This is a genomic window from Phenylobacterium sp., from assembly GCF_004799515.1.
Classification (GTDB): Bacteria; Pseudomonadota; Alphaproteobacteria; order Caulobacterales; family Caulobacteraceae; genus Phenylobacterium.
This window is the reverse complement of the sequence record NZ_SSMX01000036.1, coordinates 110044-133435: the sequence shown is the minus strand read 5'-3', so window position 1 is coordinate 133435 and position 23392 is coordinate 110044. Positions and strand designations below refer to the sequence as shown.

The following is a 23392-nucleotide window of genomic DNA, read 5'->3' as shown; positions in this document are numbered from 1 at the left end:
CCTACTCCATGCTCCGCGCGATCACGTGTTCGCTGGTGAGCGGCGGCGCCGTCACCATGGCCGCGGCGAACAGCAGGGCCGACACCGCCAGCATGCCGGCCGCGCCCAGCACCGGCCATAGCTTCTGTGGCCGCTCACGGCGCATCAGAAGGCCCCGGGCCGTGGCCAGGGCGTCGGGGTCGAGGGCGGACGGGAGCTTCGCCATGAAGACAAGATCGGCGGAGTCGGCCCGCTCGCCAATCGGCGTGCTTGGCGCAGCGTCAGCCACGGCCTAGATAGGCGCCATGATCCTGGTGATCGATAACTACGACAGCTTCACCTACAACCTCGTCCATTACCTGAACGAGCTGGGGGCGCAGACCCATGTCGTGCGCAACGACGCCGTCTCGGCCGCCGAGGCCCTGGGGATGAAGCCGCAGGGCGTCCTGCTCTCGCCGGGGCCGAGGACCCCCAACGAGGCCGGCGTCTGCCTGGCGCTCCTGGCCGCCGCGCCGGACGACCTGCCGATCTTCGGCGTCTGCCTGGGCCACCAGGCCATCGGCCAGGCCTTCGGCGGCGAGGTGGTGCACGCCAAGGCCCTGATGCACGGCAAGGTCAGCGCCATCCACCACGACGGCAAGGGCGTGTTCGCCGGCCTGAAGAGCCCCTTCAACGCCACCCGCTACCACAGCCTGTCGGTGGAGAAGGACCAGCTGCCGCCCGAGCTGGAGGTCACAGCCTGGACCGAGGACGGCGAGATCATGGGCGTCCAGCACCGCACGCGGCCGATCCACGGCGTTCAGTTCCACCCGGAATCGATCGCCACAGAATGCGGCCACGACCTCCTGGCCAACTTCCTCGATCTGGCCGGCGTGAAGCGCCTGGCGCAGGCCTGATCCGACCCGATGTCCGACGCCTTCAAGCCGCTTCTCAGCCTGCTCGCCGACGGCGGCACGCTGTCCGAGGACAACGCCGGCGACTTCTTCGACGCCTGCCTGCGCGGCGAGCCCTCGCCCAGCCAGGTGGGCGCGGCGCTGACCGCCATGCGCATGCGCGGCGAGACCCTGGGCGAGATCGTCGCCTGCGCCCGGGCCATGCGGAAGGCCGCCGTCCATATCGAGCCGCCGTTCCCGACCATCGACGTCTGCGGCACCGGCGGCGACGGCCAGCACAGCCTCAACGTCTCCACCGCCGTCGGCTTCGTGGCGGCGGGCGGCGGGCTGAAGGTGGCCAAGCACGGCAACCGGGCGCTGTCGTCGAAGTCCGGCACCGCCGACGTGCTCTCCGAGCTGGGCGTCGACATCGCTATGCCCGCCGACCGCCAGATCGAGGCGCTGGAAACCGCCGGCATCTGCTTCATGTTCGCCCCGGCCCATCACGGCGCCATGCGCCACGTCTCGCCGATCCGCGCCGAGCTGGGCTTCCGCACCATCTTCAACCTGCTGGGGCCGTTGACCAATCCGGCAGGGGCCCAGCGCCAGGTGGTCGGCGTCTTCGCCGAGCGCTGGGTGGCGCCGGTGGCCGAGGCGCTGAAGGCCCTGGGCTCGCAGCGCGCCTGGGTGGTCCACGGCGGCGGCCTGGACGAGATGACCACCACCGGCGAGACCGCCGTGGCGGAGCTGCGCGACGGCCAGGTGCGGCTGTTCGTGGTGACGCCGGAAGCGGTGGGCCTGAGGCGCGTGGCGCTGGCCGACCTCACCGGCGGCTCGCCCGCTCAGAACGCCGTGGCCTTGCGCGGCCTGCTGGACGGCGAAAAGGGCCCTTACCGCGACATCGTGCTGCTGAACGCCGCCGCCGCCTTCCTGGTGGGCGAGAAGGTCGAGACCCTGCGCGAGGGCGTCGAACTGGCGGGCCAGGTGATCGACGACGGCCGCGCCCGAGCCACGCTCGAAAAGCTGGCGAGCCTGGCCGGCGCATGAGCGACATCCTCGAGCGGATCGCGGCCTACAAGCGCGAGGAGGTGGCCGAGCGCAAGGCCTTCCGCGACCGGGCCGAGATCGAGGCCGCGGCGCGGGCGGTTTCCCAGCCGCGCGGCTTCCGCGCCGCCCTGGAGCGGGCGCATGCGCCGGGCCGCCTGGCGCTGATCGCCGAGATCAAGAAGGCCTCGCCGTCGAGGGGCCTGATCCGCGCCGACTTCGACCCGCCCGCGCTCGCCCGCGCCTATGAGGCCGGCGGGGCGGCCTGCCTGTCGGTGCTCACCGACACCCCCAGCTTCCAGGGCGCGGACGAGTACCTGGTCGCCGCCCGCGAGGCGAGCGCCCTGCCCTGCATCCGCAAGGAGTTCCTCGTCGATCCCTGGCAGGTGGCGGAGAGCCGCGCCCTGGGCGCCGACGCGGTGCTGGTGATCCTGGCGATGGTCGACGACACCCTCGCCTCCGATCTGATGGAGACCGCGCGCGCCCACGGGATGGACGTGCTGGTGGAGACCCACGACGAAGCCGAGATGGTCCGCGCGGCGCGCCTCGGCGCCGACCTGATCGGGGTCAACAACCGCGACCTGCACACCTTCGAGGTCGATCTTTCGATCACCGAACGCCTGGCCGCCGCCGCGCCGCCGGGCGCCCTTCTGGTCACCGAGAGCGGCATCTTCGGGCCAGGCGACGCCGCGCGGCTGGAACAGTCCGGCGCGCAGGCCATGCTGGTCGGCGAAAGCCTGATGCGGCAGACGGATGTCGAGGCGGCGACCCGCGCTCTGCTGGGCGGCTGATTCCCCTCGGGCGACAGGCCCACGCCGGCGATTCCTATGAAATTACAGTGACGCTGGACGTAACTTGACATTAATGCGGAACACCTAGAGAACATTCTGCAAGTTGGCGGTTTGTTCTCCAGACGCCCAAAGTCGAGGTCGTTCCGATGCTCACGCGCAAGCAACATGAACTGCTCATGTTCATCCATGAACGGATCAAGGAGACCGGCGTGTCGCCCTCCTTCGACGAAATGAAGGAGGCCCTGGACCTGGCCTCGAAGTCCGGCATCCACCGGCTGATCACCGCCCTGGAAGAACGCGGCTTCCTGCGCCGCCTGCCGCACCGGGCGCGGGCGCTGGAGGTGGTGAAGCTGCCGCAGCAGGCGACCATGGCCGCTCCGCCCAAGGGCCGGGCGCCCTTCAAGCCCCAGCTGGTGGACGGCGGCCCGGCGATGCCGCCCGCGGCCAATGACACCCGCGACCTGCCGATCCTGGGCCGCATCGCCGCCGGCACGCCGATCGAGGCCATCCAGCAGGAGCGCGACCGCATCCCGGTGCCGGAGAGCATGCTGGGCGCAGGCGAGCACTTCGTCCTGGAGATCCAGGGCGACTCCATGATCAACGCCGGCATCCTCGACGGGGACTTCGTGGTCATCAAGCGCGGCGACACCGCGACCTCCGGCGACATCGTGGTCGCCCTGGTGATGGGCGAGGAAGCCACCCTGAAGCGCCTGCGCAAGAAGGGCGCCTCCATCGCGCTGGAAGCCGCCAACCCGGCCTATGAGACCCGCATCTTCGGGCCCGACCAGGTCGATGTGCAGGGCAAGCTGGTGGGGCTGATCCGCCGCTACCACTAGGCCTCGAACGGGTGCAAATTCCCGCCCGACGCCGTCCAGACCGGCGTTGATAGGGAGAGACTATCCAATGCGTGTCACCAACCTGGCGGCGCTCGCCGCCGTGAGCTTGGCGCTCTGCGCCTGCAACAAGCCGGCCGACAAGGCCGCGGTCGATGCGGGCGCGGCCAAGGCCGACGCCGCCGCGGCGGCCTCGGCCGCCGATACCGCCAAGACCGACGCCTCCGCCGCCGCGGCCGCGCCGACCCCCGCCGACGCCGCAGCCCCCGCCGCGGACGCCGCCGCCGCCGCCAAGTCGGCGGGCGACTCCGCCCAGAAGGCCGGCGCCGAAGCCAAGGGCGCGGCCGACGCCGCCTCAAAGGACGCGGCGGCCGCCAAGAAGTAGGCCGGGAACATCGGAGCCCTGGCCTCGCCGGGGCTCCGTCACCGCGCCTAGTCGGGCGCGTGGTAGACGAACTCCACCAGGAAGACCCGGTCGCCGGGGCCGTGCTTGGCGACCTTCAGAAGATCCACCACGCCCAGGAACCCCGAACGCCGCGCCAGCGCCGGGGTGATGTCCTCCAAGGCGATTTCCCGCAAGGCCGTGACCTCGATCTCGCCCGGCGCCAGCGGATAGCGCCCGCCGGCCTTCACGCGCGGCTTCTGCCAGATGCGCACGCTGCAGGTGACCTCGCCGCTGCGGACCGGCTCGCGCAGGCGCTGGGCGAACATCATCGGAGATCGGGCCCCCAGGTCCACGGCCGACGGCCGCGCACGGTCTGCGCCCAGACGATCCGCCACTTGCCGGGCCCGTCGCGGAACAGCTCCGCAGAGCCGCCCCGGGCGAAGTCCGCGCCGGTCAGCACCAGGGGCGCGGGACAGGCGTCCTGCGGCGCCTCGTTGCGCAGGATAACCAGTTCGGCGCCGGCGCAAAGCTGGGCGAACCGCTCGGGCTTGAGGGGGCGCTTGCCGTTCCAGGCCGAGGCGATCTTCAGCGGCGCGTCCGGCTTCGGCGAACAGCTCCAGTGGTCGCAGTCGTAGAGGGCGTCCCGCGACGCCTCGGTCTCCTGCGGGACGAGGCCGCGCCGCCGCGCCCAGAGCTCGGCGCCGAACAGCTTCACATCCGGCCGGAACAGGATGGCGTCACGGCCGTGGTGAATGGCCACCGCCGAGCCCGCGCCGTCCGCCCAGACGTCCGGGACCGGCGGCTTGGGCGCGATGTTCACCGCCAACGCCAAGGGCAGGCCCAGCCAGCGCAGCTTGCCGCGCCACAGGCACAGCCATAAGAGGCCCAGAAAGGCCGCCGCCAGCGACCAGTCCGGGCCGCTCGCCACATTGATCTGCGAGAACGGCGCGATAGCCGCCACGTGGGCGATGCGGTTCATCAGGTCGATGGCGAAGCCCGCCAGCTTCAGCGGCCATTCGCCGAGGCCGAAGGGCGCCAGCACCGCGCCGACCGCCAGGCCCGGCATCATCAGGAAGCCCGAGATCGGCTCGGTGGCGAGGTTCGACAGCAGGCCCCAGGTCGAGACCCGGTTGAAGTCCTGCATGCTGAAGGGCGCCGTCGCCGTGCCCGCCACGAAGCTCGCCATGGCCCCGGCGACAAGCCAGGTCCAGAAACCCTGCACGATGCGGATCGGCCAGGGGACGTCGATCTCGCGCACCGGCGCGCGCCACACCTCGGCCAGGGCCACCAGGGCGGCGGTGGCGGCGAAGGACATCTGGAATCCGGGCTGGGTCACCGCCTCCGGCTGCAGCAGGAGGACGACCATGGCCGCCAGCGCCAGCGCGTGCAGGCTTATCGCCTGCCGGTCCACCAGAATGGCTCCGAACGCCACGGCCGCCGTCACGGCCGACCGCTCGGCTGGCGGCGGATTGCCGGAGAGGATCAGGTAGGCCAGCACCGAGGCGAGCGCCAAGCCCGCCGCCAGCTTCTTGCCGGGAACCCTGAGCGCCAGCCAGGGCCAGGCGGCGATGGCGAACCGCAGGCAGGCGAAGACGAAGCCGCCCACGATGGCCATGTGCAGGCCGCTGATCGAGATGATGTGCGCCAGGCCGGCGGCGCGCAGGTCGTTGACCTCGTCCTTGGGGATGAAGGCGTCGTGGCCCGTGGTCATGGCCGCCGCCAACCCGCCACTGCCGACGCCCAGGGTGTCGACGATCCGTCGGGTCAGCGCCCAGCGCAGGGTGTTGATCTTCATGGTGACGCGCAGCCGCCAGGGCGCCTCTACCGGCGGATACCAAGACTGCACGGGCCCCAGCGCGAAGCCCACGCCGCCGACGCTCTGGAAATAGGCGTCGCGGGCGAAGTCGTAGGACCCGGGGCTGGCCGGCTGCGGCGGGGTGTTGATCACCGCCAGCACGCTGATCGGCTCGCCCGGCGCGGGCAGGTAGCCGCCGCGCAGGGTGACGCGCACCCGGATCGGCGTGGCCTGCGGCGTCCAGTTCCCGATGCGGTATGGCGCGATCAGAAGGCGCGGCCCGCCCTGCCCCGGGCTGACGATATCGATCACCCAGCCCTGCAGCCGCTGCGGCTTGGTGTCGACGCTGGCCACCGGCGCCTTGGCGCCCTCGGTGCGGAGCTTGGCCATGGAGAAGCCGGCGGCCAGGCAGGCGATCAGCACCAAGGCTGCGGTGACCACCCGGCTGCGGCTACAGCGGCTCACGCTCAGCAGCACCAGGGCGGCGAGCGCCACGCCCGCGATCCCCACCCAGGTCTGCGGCTCCCGGTCGAGGGAGAAGTAGATCCCCGCGCCGCCGCCGAAGGCCACCGGCGTCCACAGCATCCAGCGGTCGGTCTGACGTTCCAGCTCCTCGCGCAGCCAGGGCCAGAGGCGCGCGAGGCTAGGCCGCTTCTTAGCACGCGTGCTAAGAGGCGCCGCCCAGGCGTCCGACGCCGCAGCTTCCCCAGGTTCTTCAACTTCGATGTCCGACAAACCCGTCGTCACCCGGATCGCCCCCTCGCCGACCGGCGCCATGCACATTGGTACGGCGCGCACGGCGCTGTTCAACTGGCTTTACGCACGCCACACCGGCGGCAAGTTCCTGCTGCGCATCGAAGACACCGACCGTGAGCGCTCCACGGCCGAGGCGGTGCAGGTGATTTTCGACGGCCTGGCCTGGCTGGGGCTGGAAGCCGACGAGACGCCGGTGTTCCAGGCCGCGCGCGCCGACCGCCACGCCCGGGCGGTCGAGGAGATGCTGTCGCGCGGCTCAGCCTATCGCGACTACATGACCCCCGACGAGCTGGAGGCCGAACGCACCGCCGCCCGCGCGGAGGGCCGGGTGGTCCGCTCGCCCTGGCGCAACGCCTCGCCCAACGACGCCCCGGACCGCCCCTTCGTGGTGCGCCTGAAGGCGCCCGTCCTGGGTGAGACGGTGATCGACGACCAGGTGAAGGGCCGCGTGGTCTTCCACAACAAGGACCTCGACGACCTGATCCTGCTGCGCACCGACGGCACCCCGACCTACAACCTGGCCGTGGTCGCAGACGATCACGAGATGGGCGTGACCCACGTCATCCGCGGCGACGACCATCTGAACAACGCCGCGCGTCAGACCCTGATCTATGAAGGCCTGGGCTGGACGCCGCCGATCTGGGCGCACCTGCCGCTGATCCACGGGCCGGACGGGACCAAGCTCTCCAAGCGCCACGGCGCCCAGGCCGTCAGCGAGTTCGCCGACATGGGCTACCTGCCCGAGGCCATGCGCAACTACCTGGCCAAGCTGGGTTGGGGCCACGGCGACGACGAGATCTTCTCCGACGAGCAGGCGGTGGGCTGGTTCGACATCAAGGATGTGGTGGGGGCGCCCGCCCGCCTGGACTGGGCGAAGCTGAACCACCTCAACAACCACTATATCCGCGAGGCCGATCCGGCGCGGCTGGCCGGCCTCGTGACGGCGATCCACAGGAGCCGCGATTTTCCTCTGCACGATGACCACCTGGCGGTCCTGACCCAGGTGATCCCCTTCGTGCGCGACGGGGCCAAGACAACGCTGGAACTGGCCGACGCCACGGTCTTCGCCCTGCACCGCCGGCCGCTGCCGTTCACGGACAAGGCGCGCGAGCTGGCGTCGAATCCCGAGTTCCTGGACCGCCTCCGGCGCCTGCGTGAAGACCTGGCCGCGGCGCCCGCCTGGAACGTCCCGACCCTGGAGGGCGTCAACCGCGCGTTCGCCGAACGCGAGGGTGTGGGACTGGGGAAGATCGGCCCCGGATTGCGCGCCGCGCTCTCGGGCGGAGCGCCCGCGCCGGACCTCGCCGGCGCCCTTGTTTCACTCGGGAAAGACGAAAGCCTGGCGCGGCTTGACGAGGCGCTTTCGCTTGGCGGCTAACGCGCTATAAGCCGTCGAAACAGGCGTTTCATTCCCACATCTTGGAGGGGCGGCATGGCCGACACGGCGAAGATCAGCATCGGCGGCAAGACCATCGATCTGCCCATCCTGAAGGGCACCACCGGCCCCGACGTGGTCGACATCCGCAAGTACTATGCGGAGAGCGACACCTTCACCTACGACCCCGGCTTCACCTCCACGGCCAGCTGCGAAAGCAAGATCACCTACATCGACGGCGACGCCGGAATCCTGCTGCACCGCGGTTACAAGATCGGCGAGCTGGCCGAGCAGTCGACCTTCCTGGACGTCTGCTACCTGCTGCTGCACGGCGAGCTGCCGAACGCGGCCCAGTACGAAGAGTTCGAGCACACGATCACCTATCACACCATGCTGCATGAGCAGTTCGATAGGTTCTTCCAGGGCTTCCGTCGGGATGCTCACCCGATGGCGATCATGACCGGCGCGGTCGGCGCGCTTTCGGCCTTCTACCACGACAGCACCGACATCAACGATCCAGAGCAGCGGATGATCTCGGCGCATCGCCTGATCGCCAAGATGCCGACGATCGCCGCGCGCGCCTTCAAGTACTTCACCGGCCAGCCCTTCGTGCACCCGCGCAACGACCTCTCCTACGCGGAGAACTTCCTACGCATGTGCTTCTCGGTCCCGGCCGAGGACTGGAAGCCGAACCCGGTGCTGACGCGGGCCATGGACCGCATCTTCATCCTGCACGCCGACCACGAGCAGAACGCGTCGACCTCGACGGTCCGCCTGGCGGGCTCGTCGGGCGCCAACCCGTTCGCCTGCATCGCCGCCGGCATCGCCTGCCTCTGGGGTCCCGCGCATGGCGGGGCCAACGAGGAGGCGCTCAACATGCTCAAGGAGATCGGGACGGTCGATAAGATCCCCGAATACATCCAGGGCGTGAAGGACCGCCGCTACCGGCTGATGGGCTTTGGCCACCGCGTCTACAAGAACTACGACCCCCGCGCGACCGTGATGCAGAAGACCTGCCACGAGGTCCTGAAGGAGGTCGGCGACGAGAACGACCCGCTTCTGAAGGTCGCGCTCGAGCTGGAACGCATCGCGCTCTCGGACGAGTACTTCATCGAGCGCAAGCTCTACCCGAACGTCGACTTCTATTCGGGTATCACCCTGCGCGCCCTGGGCTTCCCGGCGGAGATGTTCACCGTGCTGTTCGCGGTGGCCCGCACCGTCGGCTGGATCAGCCAGTGGAAAGAGATGATCGAGGATCCGGCCTACAAGATCGGCCGCCCGCGCCAGCTCTACACCGGCGCCCTCGAGCGTCCCTACGTCCCGGTCGACAAGCGCCCCTAAACGCCGCCGAGTCCCAAGGCCTGGTGCAACCGCGCGCGGCAGCTTCGGCTGACGCGCAGGGTTTCGCCCGTCTTCAAGCATAGGACGGCGTCGCCGGCGGCGAGCGGCGTCACCGACTGCACCGCCTCCAGGGCGACGATGGCGCGGCGGTGGACGCGGACGAACCGGCTCGGGTCGAGCTCGGGCTCCAGGCTCTTGGCGGTCCGGCGCAGCAAGCTGACGCCCGTCGCGGCGTGCAGGGCCAGATAGTTCCCCTGGGTCTCGATCCAGGCCACCTGGGACAGGTCGAGCCGCGTGAACCGCCCGCGCTGTCGGACGGCCAGGTCGGTCGCCGCCGCCTCCCGGCGCCGATGGCGGGCGGCATGAGCCAGCGCCGTCAGCCCGCCGATCCAGGCGGCCACCAGGGGGCCGTTGGCGGTCAGCTCCTCGACGATTTCCCGGCCCATCGGACGATGACCGGCGTGCGGCAGCAGCCGTCCCAAAAGGCAGGACGCCACGATCAAGGCCAGGGTCGTGGCCGCACCGAATCCCAGATGGACAAGCCCGCGCCGCGCCACGGACGGGCCCTCGATGGGCAGGCGGCGGGTCAGCGCCAGGATCGCCGGCGTGGCGGCCGCGCCCAAGAGGCCCGCGCCCAGCAACCGCAGGATCTCATGGCTCCAGGCCGCGCCGTCCGGCGGGACCCAACGCATCAGGTTGCCGGGCTCCAGGATGAGGACAAGCCCGAGCCAATAGAGAAAGCCGAAGGACAGGTCCCGGGTGAGCTGGCGAAGATCGAAGACGGCGGTCTGGCGCATGGCGCCAGTGTGCGGGAGCGGCTCCGAACCGTCCATCGGCCGATTTGTGACGGCCCGTTCCCGCCCGGGGACGAACCGGCAGGTCCACGGCTTCCGGCGCGGTCCACGGATCGCCAACTTGGTGCGATGCAACGGAAGACAAGACCGACAATGACATCCGCGTTCCTGCTGGCGGCGGTGCTGACCGCCCTGCCGGCTTTGGCCTCGGCGGCGACCGCGCGGGTCGACACCGGGACCTTGCGCGGCCTGGACGCCGGCGGCGGCGTGACCGCCTACGAGGGCGTGCCCTACGCCGCCCCGCCGGTCGGGCCGCTGCGCTGGCGCGAGCCCCAGCCCGTGACGGCCTGGCGCGGCGTTCGGCCCGCGACGGCCTTCGCGCCCGCCTGCCCACAACACGGCGTCTCCATGCCCGGCGAGCCGCCGCCCCGGACGGAAGAGGACTGCCTCTACCTGAACGTCTGGACCCCGAAGGCCCACGCCGGGCCCGGCCGGCTCCCGGTCATGGTGTTCATCCCCGGCGGCGGCTACGAGAACGGCGCGACCTCCTTGCCGCTCTACTGGGGCGACCGGCTGGCGCGGCGGGGCGTGGTGGTGGTGACGCTGGCCTATCGCCTGGGCGTGCTGGGTTTCCTGGCCCATCCCGAACTCACCGCCGAGAGCCCGCACAAGGTCTCCGGCGACTACGGCCTGCTCGACCAGATCGGGGCCCTCAGTTGGGTGCGGCGGAACATCGCGGCCTTCGGCGGCGATCCGCGCAAGGTGACGATCTTCGGCCAGTCGGCGGGGGCCATGTCGGTGAGCATGCTGATGGCTTCGCCGCTGTCCCAAGGCCTGTTCCAGCGGGCCATCGGCGAAAGCGGCGGCCTGTTCGAGCCCGTGCAACTCGCGCCCAGCTATCAGCTGGCGACGGCGGAGACCGACGGCGTCGCCTTCGCGAAATCGCGCGGCGCGACGTCGCTGGCTGACCTGCGCAAGTTGCCGGCCGAGGCGCTGTTGGGGCATGGGGCGACCCGCGTGTCGCATCCGGTGATCCAGAGCTACGCCCTGCCGTTGTCGCCCTACGACGCCTTCGCCGCCGGCCGCCAGGCGCACGTCCCGGTGCTGACCGGCTGGAACGCGGAGGAGCCGCGGTCGCTCACCGATCTCAGCACGGTGAAGGCGGCCACCTTCGCCGCCGACATCACGAGCGCCTTCGGACCGCTGCCGCCGCCGCTGATCGAGGCCTATCCGCACGCCGACGACGCCCAGGCCCGCCAGGCCCGCGTCGATTTCGAGCGCGACCTGCGCTTCGCCTGGGACAACTGGGCCTGGGCGCGGCTGGCGGCCAAGGCGGGGCAGCCCGCCTACGCCTACCGCTTCGAGCAGAAGCCGCCCTTCCCGGCCGGATCGGTGCGCGCCGGCTGGGGCGCCTCGCACTATGCCGAGCTCTGGTACGTCTTCGACCACCTGGACCAGGAGACCTGGGCCTGGACGCCCGCCGACCGCCGTCTCGCCGACGCCATGACGAGCTACTGGGTGAATTTCGCCCGCGCCGGCGACCCCAACGGCTCGGGCCTGCCGGCCTGGCCGAGGTTGCAAGGCGTGGCGGGACCGGTGCTGCGCCTCGGCGATCCGATCGCCGCCGGACCGCCGCCGGAGCTTAAGACCCTGACCGTGTTCGATGCGACCTACACGGCCCTGCGCGGCGCGCCCTTCGGCGAGACCAAAGCGCCCTGAGCTAGGCCCGCCCCGCGCTCACGATCTTCAGCACGGCGTCGGCGGCGGCTTCGGACGGATCCGGACCGCCGCGGCCCATCTTGTCGAGGGCGGCGTACTGGGCGGCGACCTGGCGTGCGCGCAATTCCGGATCGTCGAGCCGCAGCGCCGCCTCCCGCGCGAGGTTCTCCCCCGTGCAGGCCTCCTGGATGAGTTCCGGGGCGACGAAATCCTGGGCGGCGATGTTGAACAGGGTGATGTACCGTGTACGGAGCAACCGGCGCAGGACGAAGGCGCCGATGGGGGCCAGACGGTAGCCCACCACCATAGGCGCGCCGGCCAGCGCCAGCTCTGTCGTCACCGTGCCCGAACAGGCGAGCGCCACCGTGGCCGCCTTCATGGCGTCGAGCTTGCCCGCCTCACCCTCGACCAGGTGCGCCCGGTGCGACCAGCCGGCGACGCGGGCCTTGAGGGTCTCGGCCACCGTCGGCGCGGCGACGATCACCACCTGGAGCTCCGACCGGTCGGCCTTCAGCCGGCGCACGGCGTCCTCGAAGGCCGGCAGGACGTGCTCGATCTCGCCGCGACGGCTGCCGGGCAGCACCAGCAGGATCGGATCGCCGGGCGCGGCCCCGATCTCCGCCCGCAACCGCTCCGGGCTTGCACCGGAGAAGTCGAGTGTGAGCGCCGAATTGCCGACGAACGTCACCGGCAGGCCCTCCGCCTCGAACCAGGGCGCGTCGAAAGCGTGGATGGAGAGCAGGTGGTCGACCGCGCCGGCCAGGGTCTTGGCCCGCCCCGGCCGGCTCGCCCAGACCTGCGGGCCGACGTATTTGATCAGCGGCAGCTTGGGGTCCAGCCGCCGCAGGCGCTGCGCCACGCGCAGGGTGAAGCCCCAGGAGTCGATCAGGACCGCCACGTCCGGCTTCTCGCGCGCGGCGATGGCGGCGGTCTCGTCGGCGCGGCGGACGATGCGCGGATAGGCCATCAGGCCTTCCCACAGGCCCAGGATGGAGATTTCGGCGATGTCGAAGGGGCTTTGCACGCCTTCGGCCGCCATGCGCTCGCCGCCAACGCCCACGAAGCGGACGCCCTCGCCCAGCCGGGCCTTCAGCGCCCGCGCCAGCCCTGCCCCGCGGTCGTCGCCTGAGGCTTCGGCGGCCACCAGCATGACGGTGAGCGGCCGGGTCACGGCGACGGCGGCTCGACGCCCAGGATGAAGACGCCGAGCTCGTTCGCGAGTTCGATCACCCGCTCGCGCTCCAGAACCAGGAGGCGGCCGGCCTCGCCGACGATCCCGGCCAGGCCGGCGCGCGCCACCGCTTCGACGGTGGCCGGGCCGATGGTCGGCAGGTCGACGCGGGTCTCCTGGATCGGCTTGGGCGCCTTGGCCAGCACGCCGGCGGGTTCGCCGGGCTGGCCGCGCAGGGCCTGCGGCAGGTCGGCCACCCTGGCCAACAGCGCGTCGGTGCCTTCGGCCGCCTCCAGCGCCAGCACCAGGCCGCGGCAGACCACGGCGGCCTGGCCGGCGTCCAGGCGCCCGACGGCGCGGGCGGCCGCCAGCGCCTGGGCGATGTCGGTCTGGGCCTCGGGCCCGGGCTCGATCCGGCCCAAGGCGCCTTCGCCCAGGCTGAGGTCGTCCATCACCTCGTGCGCGCCCTCGACCAGGAAGCCCTCCTTCTCGAACTCGCCCACCAGCATGCGCAGAAGGGCGTCGTCGCCCTTCCGCGCCGCGGCGATGGCCGCCGGCAGGATGGCGAGGCCGCGCAGGTCCGGCATCAGGGTGGCGAAGTCGGGCCGGGCCACCTGGCCGGCCAGGCAGACCGAGCGGCAGCCGGCGCGCTTCAGGGCCTTGATGCACTTACCCAGCTCCGCCAGGCCCACGTCGGCGCCGGCGAAGGGTTCCAGCCCCGCGCCGGCGAACCCCTTCAGGCGGACCACGAACAGCGGCCGGCCGGAGCGTTCGCAGTGCTCGGCGATCTCGACCGGCAGGCTTCCGCCGCCCGCGATCAGCCCGAGTTTGTGCATCACACCTCGCGTTCGGGCAGGCACAGCGGCCGGCCGGCGTCGGCGCGGATGAAGTCGATGATCTCCATCACCGGAGGGGACGAGCCGAAGGTCTCGGCGGTGTCGTCGATCCGTTCCTGGAAGGTGCCTTCCTCGGCGAACAGCAGACGGTATGCCGAGCGCAGCTCGCCGATGGTCTCGCGGCTGAAGTCGCGCCGTTTCAGCCCCACCAGGTTCAGGCCTTCCAGGTGGGCGTGGTTGCCCCAGACCAAGCCGTAGGGGATCACGTCCTTGGTCACCGCCGCCAGGCCGCCGATGAAGGAATAGCGGCCCACACGGCAATACTGGTGGACGGCGGCCAGGCCGCTCACCATCACGAAGTCGCCGATGTGCACATGGCCGCCCAGGGTGGCCGAGTGGGCCAGGATGACGTTGTCGCCCACCTGGCAGTCGTGACCCACGTGGCTGGTGGCCATGTACATGCCGTCGTCGCCGACCCGGGTCACGCCGCCGGCCTGGGGCGTGCCGATGTGCATGGTCACGTGTTCCCAGAGCTTGTTGCGGTCGCCGATCACCAGCTCGGTGGGTTCGCCGTTGTAGCCGGTGTGGTGCGGCGGGCCGCCGAGATTGGCGAAGTTGCGCACCGTGCAGTCCTCGCCGATCCGGGTATGCCCCTCGACAACCACATGGCTCGCCAGCGTGGTGCGGGCGCCGATGCGGACGTGCTCGCCCACGATGCAGTACGGGCCGATGCGCACCTCGTCGCCGAGTTCGGCGCCCGGCGCGATGATGGCGGTGGGATGGATCTCGACGCTCACCGGGTGGTGTCCACAACCATGGCCGCCCACTCCGCCTCGGCGGCGACCTTGTCGTCCACCAGGGCGCGGCCCTTGAACTTGAAGATGTCCCGGCGCGACTGGGTGACCTCGACGGCGAGGCGCAGGACCATGCCTGGACGCACCGGCGCCCGGAACCGGCAGTTATCGAGGGACATGAAGAAGATCGCCTTGCCCTTCGGGTCGACCTCCAGGGACTTCGACATCAGGACCGCGCTGGTCTGGGCCATGGCTTCGACGATCAGCACGCCGGGCATCACCGGATAGTCTGGGAAGTGCCCGGCGAAGAACGGCTCGTTGACCGTGACGCACTTGATCCCGACGATCGACTGGCTGGCGACGTAGTCTTCGCAGCGGTCCACCAGCAGGAAGGGAATCCGGTGCGGGATCCGCGCCATGATCTCACTGATGTCGATCACGCTGGGATCGACATTCACTGGCGCTTTCTGAGCCATCACCCCTCCTCTTTCGCGCCGCCGGACGCAGCCCCCCGCGGGTCACCGGACTGGCGCGCCACCCAGGCTTCCCGCCGCAGCCACTGGCGGATCGGCCGAGCCGGGAAGCCCCCCCAGGTCTCGCCGGCCGGTATATCCGAAATCACGCCCCCGCGGGCGCCGATCCGCGCCCCCGCGCCGATCGTCAGGTGGTCCGCGATCCCCACCGCGCCCCCGAGTTGGGCGCCGTCACCGATGGTGACGCTGCCGGAGATCCCCGTCATGGCGGCCATGACGCAGTTACGCCCAATGCGGCAATTGTGTCCAATCTGCACCAGGTTATCGATCTTGGTGTTCTCGCCGATGGAGGTGTCGTCGAAGGCGCCGCGGTCGATACAGCTGTTGGCGCCGACGCAAACGCCGTCCTGCAGGATGACCCGCCCGAGCTGAGGGACGCTGATCAGCCCCTGCGGTCCAGGCGTCGCGCCGAAACCGGCGTCGCCGATCCTGGCGCCCGACAGGATCTGCACCCGGTCGCCCAGCAGGGCGAAGCCGATGCTGACGCTGGCCTCGATCTGGCAATCGCGGCCGATGGCGACGCCGGGGCCGATGACGCTGTTGGGCCCAATATAGCTGCCGCGCCCGATCTGCGCGCCGGCGCCCACCACCACCCCGGGGCTCAGCCGCACGTCCGGCTCGATCTGCGCCAGGGGCGAGATCGGCTTGTCGCCCGAGCCCAGCACCCGGGGCCGGTGCAGGCGATGGGCGGCGGTGGAGTAGGCGAAGTGCGGCGCGGCCACGACCAGCGCCGCGCAATTCGCGGGCAGCGCGGCCACATGGCCGGGAATGACGAAGCAGGCGCCCGCGGCGGTCACCCGCGCGTCGTCCAGGCGCTTGCGGTCGCTCAGGAAGGTGATCGTCTCAGGCCCGGCGCCGTCGAGGATCGAGACAGCCCGCACCTGGCGTGCGCCCGTGGTCGGATCGGCCAATTCGGCGCCCGTCAGGGCCGTGAGTTCGGAAAGCGTGACGGGGCCGAGGTCTTCGAAGAAGCGCGGATCGGGCATGGTTGAGGTGCGGCGACCCGCGTCTTCCCTTAGGCCTTACTTCTTGGTCGGGGCGGCCGGGCGCGGCGTCGCGCCGCCGGGCGTCTGGACGATGGCCGGCGCGCCGCCCGGGGCCGTGGCGCCCGGCTGGTCGAGGCGTTCGCGGTCGAAGGCGAACTGGGTCATCTTGCCGTCGATGCCGGTGACGACCGCCTGGGTGATGTCCATGGCCGGGTTGCCGATGATCACCGAATTGCGCTGCAGGAGGATGCTGCACGTCTTCTGCTGATAGGCGGCGCGGATGTAGGGCTCCATCTCCTGGCTGATGCGCGAGACGGCCTTCTGTTCGGTAGCCTGGATCTCACGGTCGCGCAGCTGGGCCTTGCGCTGCAGGGCGTTGGCGCGGACCTGCAGCTGGGCGGCCTGCTGTTCCAGCGTGCCCTGGTCGAGGGTGGCCCGGCGCGCGTCGAGCGCCTTGGCGTCGGTGTCGATGGTGGTCTTCTCGCCCGTCAGCTCGGCGTTGGTCTGGCTGACGATCTGCTTCATGCGCCCGTCGACGTACTGACCGACCTTCGACATGGCGATGGCGTTCTCGAAGGAGAAGATGCAGACGCCCGTGAGCGGCGGTCCGTGGGTCACGGGCTGGGCGGCCGGCGCGGCCGCGGGGGCTTGGGCGAAGGCGCTGGAGCCCGAAACGGCGACGGCGGCGGCGCAGAGGCCGGCGGCGAAAGTCTTGGCGGTCATGTTCGTCCTAGAAACGTGTTGCGGTTGAGAACCGGAAGAGTTCGGTTTGGTCGTAGGGTTCTTTTTTCAGGATCTGGCTGAAGTCGAACTGGATCGGACCCATGGGCGACTTCCAGCGGACGCTCAAGCCGGCGGATGCGCGCAGGCCGAGGCCGTCCTGGATCTCCGGGTTCTTGACCGGCAGGCCCGTCGTGGGGTCCGTGGTCGACTTGTCGAAGTTGTCGAGCAGGCCGGCGGTGCCGACGTAGGTGAAGAGCGCGGCCTTGATGCCGTACTGTTCGGGCAGGAAGGTCGGAACGGTCAGTTCCGCCGAGGCGATGGCGTAGGCCTTGCCGCCCAGGGCGTTGTTCTGCGCGACGCCGCCGTTCTCCGCCTCGAGGGTCAGGTCGCGCGGGCCGATGCCGGCGACCTGGAAGCCCGGGAAGCTGTTGCCGCCCTTGTAGAAGCGGTCGTTGATCCGCACGTGGTCGCCGCCCCAGCCTTCCACGTCGCCGGCCGACCCGGTGATGCTGAGGATGTAGGTCTTGTTGAAGCCGTGATACCAGCCGAACTCGCCTTCGGACTTCACGTAGCGCACGTCGCCGCCCAGGCCGGCGATGTCCTGGTTGAGCTGGACGTAATAGCCGCGCGTCGGGTTCTGCGGATCGTTGCGGTGATCGAGGCGGTAGCCGTAGCCCACCGACGACGTCAGGAACGAGCCGCGCTGGTCGCAGAGCGCCACCGAGATGACCTGCACCGACGGGTCGCAGAACGACGGGTCGATCTGCACGTCGTCGTTCTTCAGGGTGTAGCGCAGGGTGCCGATCGAGTTCAGGCTGAGCGGGAAGTTGATGTGGTAACCCATGCCGATCGTCGCCTGCTTGTAGGCGGAGAACTGCGTCAGGTCGTACTTGTAGAGATAGAGATCGACGCCGGCCGAGAGATTGCGGCCCAGCCAGTGGGGTTCGGTGAAGCCGAGGTCGATCGACTGGCGGATCGAGCCGATGGAGATGCGCGCGCGCAGGTCTTCGCCGCGGCCGCGGAAGTTGCGCTCGGTGACGCCCAGGTCGACGACCAGTTGGTCGACGGAGGAATAGCCCGCGCTGAACGACAGCTCGCCGGTGGGCTGCTCGGTGACCTTCACCTGCAGGCCGGTGCGGTCCGGGGCCGAGCCGGGGATCTCGGTGATGTCGACGTCCTTGAAGTAACCCAGCGCCCGGATCTGGTTCTTCGAACGGTCGACCAGCACGCGGTTGTAGGCGTCGCCTTCTGAGACGTTCATCTCGCGGCGGATCACGTAGTCCAGGGTCCGCGTGTTGCCGACGATGTCGATGCGGTCCACGTAGACCCGCGGGCCTTCCTTCACGTCGAAGGTGACGTCCACCGTGCCCTTGGCGCGGTTGGCGGTGTAGCGCGGCCGCACGTCCACGAAGGCGAAGCCGGCCGCGCCGGCCGCGAAGGTCAGCGCGTCGGTGGCCTGCTCGATCTTCTCGTCCTGATAGATGTCGCCGCGGTGCACGGGCACCAGGGCTTCGAGGACGTTCTTGTCGAGTTTCTTCAGGTCCGTTTCGACGCTGATCTTGCCGAATTTGTACTCGGGCCCCTCCTCCACCGTATAGGTGAGGACGAAACCGTTCTTGTCGGGTGACAGCTCCGCCACCGCCGAGATCACGCGGAAGTCATAGAAGCCGCGGTTTCGGTAGTATTTGCGCAGTTGCTCCTTGTCGTACTCCAACCGATCCGGGTCGTAGTTGCTGTTCGACGAGAAGAACTTGTACCAGTGGCTCTGCTCGGTCACGACCACGCTGCGCAGGTCGTCGTCCGTGAAGGCGTGGTTGCCCAGGAAGTTGACCCGCAGCACGCCGCTCTTCGGACCTTCATCGATCTTGAAGATCAGGTCCACGCGCTTTTGCGGAAGCTCGACGATCTGCGGCGTCACATTGGCCGAGATGCGGCCGGCGCGGCGGTAGAGTTCGACGATGCGGCCCACGTCGGCCTGGGCCTTGGCGCGGGTGAAGATGCCGCGCGGACGGACCAGCACCTCGTCCTTCAGCTTGTCTTCCTTGATCGAGCTGTTCCCCTCGAACAGCACCCGGTTGATGATCGGGTTTTCCGCCACGGTGACGACCAGGTCGCCGCTGGTGTCGAGGGCGATCGACACGTCGGAGAACAGGTCCGTGCGGAACAGCGCCTTTTCCGCCGCGTCGATCTTGGCCGGGTCGATGGTCTCGCCCACCGTCATCGGCAGGTAGGAGATCACCGTGGTCGGCTCGATGCGCTCGTTGCCGCGCACCACGAAGCGCTGGACCACGCCGGTCTGGGTGTTGGCCGTCAGCCGCGGCCCGGGGGCCGGCGCGGGCGCCGCGGCCCCAGGCGCGGGCGCTCCAGGAGCCGGTGCGGCGGGCGCAGGGGCGCCGGACGCAGGCGCTGGCGGAGCTTGCGCAAACGCCAGGCCTGGCGTGGCCAGTGCGGTCGTCGCCATAAGACCGGCAAGACCGGAAACTAGCGCAGCGCTACGGGCGCGGTGTCTGTGCATCGAATCAGCCGTTGAGGAAAAGTCGGGGGTCAGGAGAATAGACCGCCGATGAAATTGAACACACGCAGGCGCTGCAGATCGTTCCAGGTCGCGAACAACATCAATCCGAGAACTAGCGCAAGGCCCACGCGATACCCTGCCGCCTGAACCTTGGCAGCAAGTGGGCGCCGCGCAACGGCTTCGTAGGCATAGAACAATAGATGGCCTCCATCCAACACCGGGATAGGCATCAGGTTGAGGAATCCGATGCCGACGGAGATGTTGGCCACCAGCAGGAGCGCGGTCAGCGCGGCGTTCACCGCGAAGCTGGCCGCGTCCTTGGAGACGTCGGCGGTCTGTTTGGCGAGGTCGCCGGATATCTGGGCCATACCCAGCGGGCCGGAGAGCTGGTCGGCGGTCTCGTGTCCCGAGACCATCCGGCCGATGTAATAGACCGTGGTCTGGACCACATCGAAGGTCTTGCCGACGCCAACCCCCAGGGCCTGCACGGGGCTGTAGCGGACAGTTTTGCGGTCCTGCGGCAGATCGGCGAAGGCGACGCCGATGGTGCCCAGGCGATGCACATGGCCCACCGCATCGGTGACGTCGCCGCGCACCGGCGTCACCGTCAGCACCGCCTGCCCCGCCCCGCGGTCGACCACGAAGGTGATCGGCACCCCGGAGCGCAGGATCACCAGCTGCTTGACGGCCTCGAACGACTTCACCGGCTTGCCGTCGGCCTGCACGATCACGTCGTTGGGCTCGAAGCCGCCGCGCGCCGCCGGCGTGTTGGGCAGCACCCTGGCGACCCGCGCCGCCGTGATCGGCTCGCCCAGGAGCATCGCGAGGCCGGCGAAGATGGCGATGGACAGCACGAAGTTCGCCACCGGCCCCGCCGCGCTGATCACCGCCCGCTGCCAGATCGGCTTGAAGTGATAGTACCGCGACAGCGCCTCCGGCCCCTCGCGGGCCAGCACCTCGCGGCGCAAGGAGTCCAGGTCGTCGGTGTCGGGGACGCTGGCGGCGTTGTCGTCGCCGGCGAAGCGGACGAAGCCGCCGATCGGCAGCCAGCCAAGGCGCCATTCCACTCCCGACTTGTCGGTCCAGTGAGCGATGGCCTTGCCGAAGCCGATGGAGAACTGGTCGATCTTGGTCCCGGTCGCCTTGCCGGCCAGGAAGTGGCCGAACTCATGCACCGTGACCACCACGCCCACCACGACCAGGAAGGGCACGATGTAGAACAGCAGGTTCGGCAGCAAACCGATCATCGGCCGTCCATCCCTCCCAGCGATTCCCCCGAGCGCGTCATGCGTGGGCCGGAGCCATAAGGCCGCTTACCACCTCGTCCGCCACGCGGCGCGCGGTCGCATCGGTGATGCGCGCGGCCTCGACCGGGTCGTTCTCGGGCGGCCGAAGCAGGTTCTGGCGATCCATCCGCGCCAGGGTTTCCTCGACAGTTGCGGCAACATCAAGGAACCCGATGCGCCCGGCCAGGAAGGCGGCCACGGCCACCTCGTCGGCCCCGTTCATGGCCGCCGGCGCGGCCCCGCCGGCGGTCAGGGCCTGCTTGGCGATTCGCAGGGCCGGGAAGCGCTCCGGATCGGGGTCCTCGAAGGTCAGCGGGCTGACGCGGGCCAGGTCCAGCTTCTGGGCCGGCCACGACAGCCGCTCAGGCCAGGCGAAGGCGCAGGCGATGGGCGCGCGCATGTCCGGCGGGCCGAGCTGGGCGAGCGTCGAGCCATCCGTGTACTCCACCAGGGAGTGGACGATGGACTGCGGGTGGATCACCACGTCGACCTTCTCGGGCGGCATGGCGAACAGGTAGGCCGCCTCGATGACCTCCAGGCCCTTGTTCATCATGGTGGCCGAATCGATGGTGATCTTGGCCCCCATGCTCCAGTTGGGGTGGTTGAGCGCCTGTTCGCGGGTGGCGCGGGCCATCTGCTCGCGGGTCCAGCCGCGGAACGGCCCGCCGGAGGCGGTGAGGATCAGCCGGGCCACCCGGCCGGCGTTGGCGGGCTCCAGCACCTGGAAGATCGCCGAATGCTCGGAGTCCACCGGGATCACCGTCCCGCCCGCCAGCTTGGCGGTGCGCAGGAGCTGCGGTCCGGCGCAGATCAGGCTTTCCTTGTTGGCCAAGGCGACGATGGTCCCGGCCCGCGCCGCGGCCAGGGTCGGAGCCAGGCCTGCGAAACCGACGATGGCCGACATCACCCACTGGGCGTCGAGGGCGGCGGCGTCGGTCACCGCCTGGACCCCGGCGGCCGTCGCCAGGCCGGATCCCGCGAGCCGCTCCCGCAGCTCCGGCAGCAAGGTCTCGTCCTGGATGACGGTGAGCTGCGGCCGCCAGCGCAGGGCCTGCTCGGCCAGCCGCGCGACGTTGCGCCCGGCGGCGAGCGCCACGACTTCGATATCGGCCTTGGCCTGATGCAGCACGTCGAGGGTCGAGACCCCGATCGAGCCGGTCGAGCCCAGGACGCTGACCTTACGCGGCAAACTCAATGTCCCCACCCCAGATGGTTGGCGAGACGCGCGGCGGCCATGGCCACGACGGCGAACATCAGTCCGTCGACCCGGTCCAGAAGGCCGCCGTGGCCCGGTATGATATCCCCCGAATCCTTAACCCCGAACCGGCGTTTCAGCGCCGATTCCCAAAGGTCGCCCGCCATGGTCGCCAGGCCCACCGCCAGGCCGATGAAGGCCGCGGCCCACAGGCTGAGCTGGAAATAGGGCAAGGAGGCCATCAGGGCGCCCGCGCCCATGGCGGTGATAAGGCCGCCGATGAACCCCGACCAGGTCTTGTTGGGCGAAAAACGCGGCCACAGCTTCGGTCCCTTCAGCGCGCTGCCCACCGCGAAGGCTCCGATGTCGGCGCCCCAGGTGCAGGCAAACAGCATCAGCGTCCACCAGACGCCCTGGTTGGTGGCTCTCAGCCACACCAGGCAGAGCGCCGCCGGCGCCACATAGAACACCCCGAAGGCCGCATCGGCCGGCCGCTCCGCCACGCCGCGCGCCACCAGGGCCGCGGCCAGCGCGCCCACCGGGATCGCCAGCCAGGCCAGCAGGAAGTGGTCCCGGTAGCCGAGGAAGACGGCGGCCAGGACCGCGGCGGTGACCGCGGCCGAGACCCGGATCGGCGCGTAGGGCGCGCTCATCCCGCCCCATTCGATGGCCAGGAGCGCCACGCCCACCGAGATCAGCAGCAGATAGGGCAAGGCCTCCTGGCGGCCCTGCAGGGCCGGCGCCCAATGCTGGTGCTGGCCCAGGGTGGCGTAGAGCGCCGTCGGGACCAGGACGAAGCCAGAGGCGACGCGCAGGCCCAGGTTCGACCAGTCGAAGCGCCTAGCCTGCGGCAAGGACATCATCGGCGATGACAGCGCCATACCGGCGATCCCGCGTGTGATACTCGGCGATGGCGGCCTTCAGGTGTTCCGGCGCATAGTCCGGCCACAGCACGTCCTGGAAGACGAACTCGGCGTAAGCCGCCTCCCAGAGCACGAAATTCGACAGCCGCTGCTCGCCGGAGGGCCGCACGATCAGGTCCGGCGGCGGCAGACCGGCGGTGGAGAGCCGCCCGGCGAAGGCCGCCTCGTCAAGGTCCGACGGCTTGGCGCGGCCGGCGGCGACCTCTTCGGCGAAGCGGCGCGCGGCGTCGGCGATATCGGCCTGTCCGCCGTAGTTGAAGGCGATGGTCAGGAACAGGGACTTGTTGTGCGCCGTGCGCGCCTCGGCTTCGCGGCACATGGCCAGGAGGTCGCGCGACAGCCCACCCTCGCGGCCGATCACCCGCACGCGGACGCCTTCGCGCTCCAGCCTCGGCAGGTCGCTGCGGAAATAACGCTGCGGCAGGGCCATCAGCTCGGCCACTTCGGCCACCGGCCGGCTCCAGTTCTCGGTCGAGAAGCCGAACACCGTCAGCCAACGGATGCCGAGGTCCGGCGCGGCCTGCACGATCCGCTTCAGCGCCTCGGCGCCGGCCTGGTGGCCCACGGTGCGCGGCAGGCCCCGGCGCTTGGCCCAGCGGCCGTTGCCGTCCATGACGATGGCCACGTGCAGTCCGGCCTGTCCGTCCGGATCAGGCGCCGACGTCGCTGACGTGGTCTCTGCAGCGGCCATGAAAGGGATATGCGTCCTTGCGGCGTCCAGGCGCCCGTTCAACCCGACCCCCGGG

Annotated in this window: 23 protein-coding genes; 8 read left to right on the top strand and 15 right to left on the bottom strand. The window is 70.2% G+C overall.

The window, feature by feature from the left end; translation table 11 throughout:
* Position 1: 1 nt before the first annotated feature.
* On the bottom strand, positions 2 to 205 hold the full coding sequence (locus E8A49_RS15970; protein WP_293383498.1) for a hypothetical protein: 204 nt from the start codon (positions 203 to 205) through the stop codon (positions 2 to 4).
* 79 nt (positions 206 to 284) lie between these two features.
* On the opposite strand from E8A49_RS15970, the gene E8A49_RS15965 reads away from it, so the two are divergent.
* From E8A49_RS15965 to E8A49_RS15945, 5 genes are all read left to right on the top strand, one after another.
* Entirely contained in the window at positions 285 to 875 is a 591-nt protein-coding gene (locus E8A49_RS15965; RefSeq protein WP_293383495.1) for an aminodeoxychorismate/anthranilate synthase component II, read from the top strand.
* Positions 876 to 884: 9 nt separating this feature from the next.
* On the top strand, positions 885 to 1898 hold the full coding sequence (gene trpD, locus E8A49_RS15960) for an anthranilate phosphoribosyltransferase (RefSeq protein WP_293383492.1): 1014 nt from the start codon (positions 885 to 887) through the stop codon (positions 1896 to 1898).
* Positions 1895 to 2686, top strand: a complete 792-nt coding sequence (trpC, locus tag E8A49_RS15955; RefSeq protein ID WP_293383489.1) for an indole-3-glycerol phosphate synthase TrpC — start codon at positions 1895 to 1897, stop codon at positions 2684 to 2686. Before trpD ends, trpC begins: the two co-directional genes overlap by 4 nt.
* A gap of 146 nt (positions 2687 to 2832) precedes the next feature.
* Complete coding sequence (lexA, locus tag E8A49_RS15950) at positions 2833 to 3522, top strand: transcriptional repressor LexA (RefSeq protein WP_293383486.1); 690 nt, start codon at positions 2833 to 2835, stop codon at positions 3520 to 3522.
* Between the two features lie 67 nt (positions 3523 to 3589).
* On the top strand, positions 3590 to 3904 hold the full coding sequence (locus E8A49_RS15945; protein ID WP_293383483.1) for a hypothetical protein: 315 nt from the start codon (positions 3590 to 3592) through the stop codon (positions 3902 to 3904).
* Between the two features lie 47 nt (positions 3905 to 3951).
* On the opposite strand, the gene E8A49_RS15940 is transcribed toward E8A49_RS15945, so the two are convergent.
* Positions 3952 to 4233 (bottom strand): hypothetical protein, encoded by a 282-nt coding sequence (locus E8A49_RS15940; protein ID WP_293383480.1) that lies wholly within the window; start codon positions 4231 to 4233, stop codon positions 3952 to 3954.
* Positions 4230 to 6284, bottom strand: coding sequence for a ComEC/Rec2 family competence protein (locus tag E8A49_RS15935; protein WP_293383477.1), 2055 nt, complete (start codon positions 6282 to 6284; stop codon positions 4230 to 4232). Before E8A49_RS15935 ends, E8A49_RS15940 begins: the two co-directional genes overlap by 4 nt.
* A 139-nt stretch (positions 6285 to 6423) precedes the next feature.
* Between E8A49_RS15935 and gltX the strand changes: the two genes are divergently transcribed.
* Positions 6424 to 7833 (top strand): glutamate--tRNA ligase, encoded by a 1410-nt coding sequence (gene gltX, locus E8A49_RS15930; protein WP_293383473.1) that lies wholly within the window; start codon positions 6424 to 6426, stop codon positions 7831 to 7833.
* A 54-nt stretch (positions 7834 to 7887) separates the two neighbouring features.
* Entirely contained in the window at positions 7888 to 9171 is a 1284-nt protein-coding gene (gltA, locus tag E8A49_RS15925) for a citrate synthase (RefSeq protein WP_293383470.1), read from the top strand.
* Here the strand turns inward: gltA and E8A49_RS15920 are convergent.
* Positions 9168 to 9968: a LytTR family DNA-binding domain-containing protein gene (locus tag E8A49_RS15920; protein ID WP_293383467.1), complete on the bottom strand. Its 801-nt coding sequence runs from the start codon at positions 9966 to 9968 to the stop codon at positions 9168 to 9170. The two genes, gltA and E8A49_RS15920, sit on opposite strands and share 4 nt — an antisense overlap.
* 150 nt (positions 9969 to 10118) lie before the next feature.
* On the opposite strand from E8A49_RS15920, the gene E8A49_RS15915 reads away from it, so the two are divergent.
* Complete coding sequence (locus tag E8A49_RS15915) at positions 10119 to 11684, top strand: carboxylesterase family protein (protein WP_293383464.1); 1566 nt, start codon at positions 10119 to 10121, stop codon at positions 11682 to 11684.
* A 1-nt stretch (position 11685) separates the two neighbouring features.
* Here E8A49_RS15915 and lpxB read toward each other — a convergent pair whose 3' ends face one another.
* The 11 genes from lpxB to uppS all read right to left on the bottom strand — a co-directional run bounded on the left by lpxB (position 11686) and on the right by uppS (position 23337).
* On the bottom strand, positions 11686 to 12855 hold the full coding sequence (gene lpxB, locus E8A49_RS15910) for a lipid-A-disaccharide synthase (RefSeq protein ID WP_293383461.1): 1170 nt from the start codon (positions 12853 to 12855) through the stop codon (positions 11686 to 11688).
* A complete protein-coding gene (gene lpxI, locus E8A49_RS15905) occupies positions 12852 to 13691 on the bottom strand; it encodes a UDP-2,3-diacylglucosamine diphosphatase LpxI (protein WP_293383458.1) in 840 nt (279 codons plus the stop codon). Before lpxI ends, lpxB begins: the two co-directional genes overlap by 4 nt.
* A complete protein-coding gene (gene lpxA, locus E8A49_RS15900) occupies positions 13691 to 14488 on the bottom strand; it encodes an acyl-ACP--UDP-N-acetylglucosamine O-acyltransferase (RefSeq protein WP_293383455.1) in 798 nt (265 codons plus the stop codon). The genes lpxI and lpxA overlap by 1 nt, the downstream gene beginning before the upstream one ends.
* Complete coding sequence (gene fabZ, locus E8A49_RS15895; RefSeq protein WP_293383452.1) at positions 14485 to 14961, bottom strand: 3-hydroxyacyl-ACP dehydratase FabZ; 477 nt, start codon at positions 14959 to 14961, stop codon at positions 14485 to 14487. Before fabZ ends, lpxA begins: the two co-directional genes overlap by 4 nt.
* Positions 14961 to 16004 (bottom strand): UDP-3-O-(3-hydroxymyristoyl)glucosamine N-acyltransferase, encoded by a 1044-nt coding sequence (gene lpxD, locus E8A49_RS15890; RefSeq protein ID WP_293383449.1) that lies wholly within the window; start codon positions 16002 to 16004, stop codon positions 14961 to 14963. The genes fabZ and lpxD overlap by 1 nt, the downstream gene beginning before the upstream one ends.
* A gap of 36 nt (positions 16005 to 16040) precedes the next feature.
* Entirely contained in the window at positions 16041 to 16727 is a 687-nt protein-coding gene (locus E8A49_RS15885; protein ID WP_293383446.1) for an OmpH family outer membrane protein, read from the bottom strand.
* A 7-nt stretch (positions 16728 to 16734) separates the two neighbouring features.
* Positions 16735 to 19188 carry an outer membrane protein assembly factor BamA gene (gene bamA / locus E8A49_RS15880; protein ID WP_293383443.1) on the bottom strand — a complete coding sequence of 818 codons (2454 nt, stop codon included), beginning with the start codon at positions 19186 to 19188 and terminating at the stop codon, positions 16735 to 16737.
* Between the two features lie 83 nt (positions 19189 to 19271).
* Entirely contained in the window at positions 19272 to 20489 is a 1218-nt protein-coding gene (locus tag E8A49_RS15875; RefSeq protein WP_293383440.1) for an RIP metalloprotease, read from the bottom strand.
* A 37-nt stretch (positions 20490 to 20526) separates the two neighbouring features.
* Positions 20527 to 21732: a 1-deoxy-D-xylulose-5-phosphate reductoisomerase gene (dxr, locus tag E8A49_RS15870; RefSeq protein WP_293383436.1), complete on the bottom strand. Its 1206-nt coding sequence runs from the start codon at positions 21730 to 21732 to the stop codon at positions 20527 to 20529.
* Positions 21720 to 22604: a phosphatidate cytidylyltransferase gene (locus E8A49_RS15865; protein WP_293383433.1), complete on the bottom strand. Its 885-nt coding sequence runs from the start codon at positions 22602 to 22604 to the stop codon at positions 21720 to 21722. The genes dxr and E8A49_RS15865 overlap by 13 nt, the downstream gene beginning before the upstream one ends.
* Complete coding sequence (gene uppS / locus E8A49_RS15860) at positions 22564 to 23337, bottom strand: polyprenyl diphosphate synthase (protein ID WP_293383430.1); 774 nt, start codon at positions 23335 to 23337, stop codon at positions 22564 to 22566. Before uppS ends, E8A49_RS15865 begins: the two co-directional genes overlap by 41 nt.
* Positions 23338 to 23392: the final 55 nt, after the last annotated feature.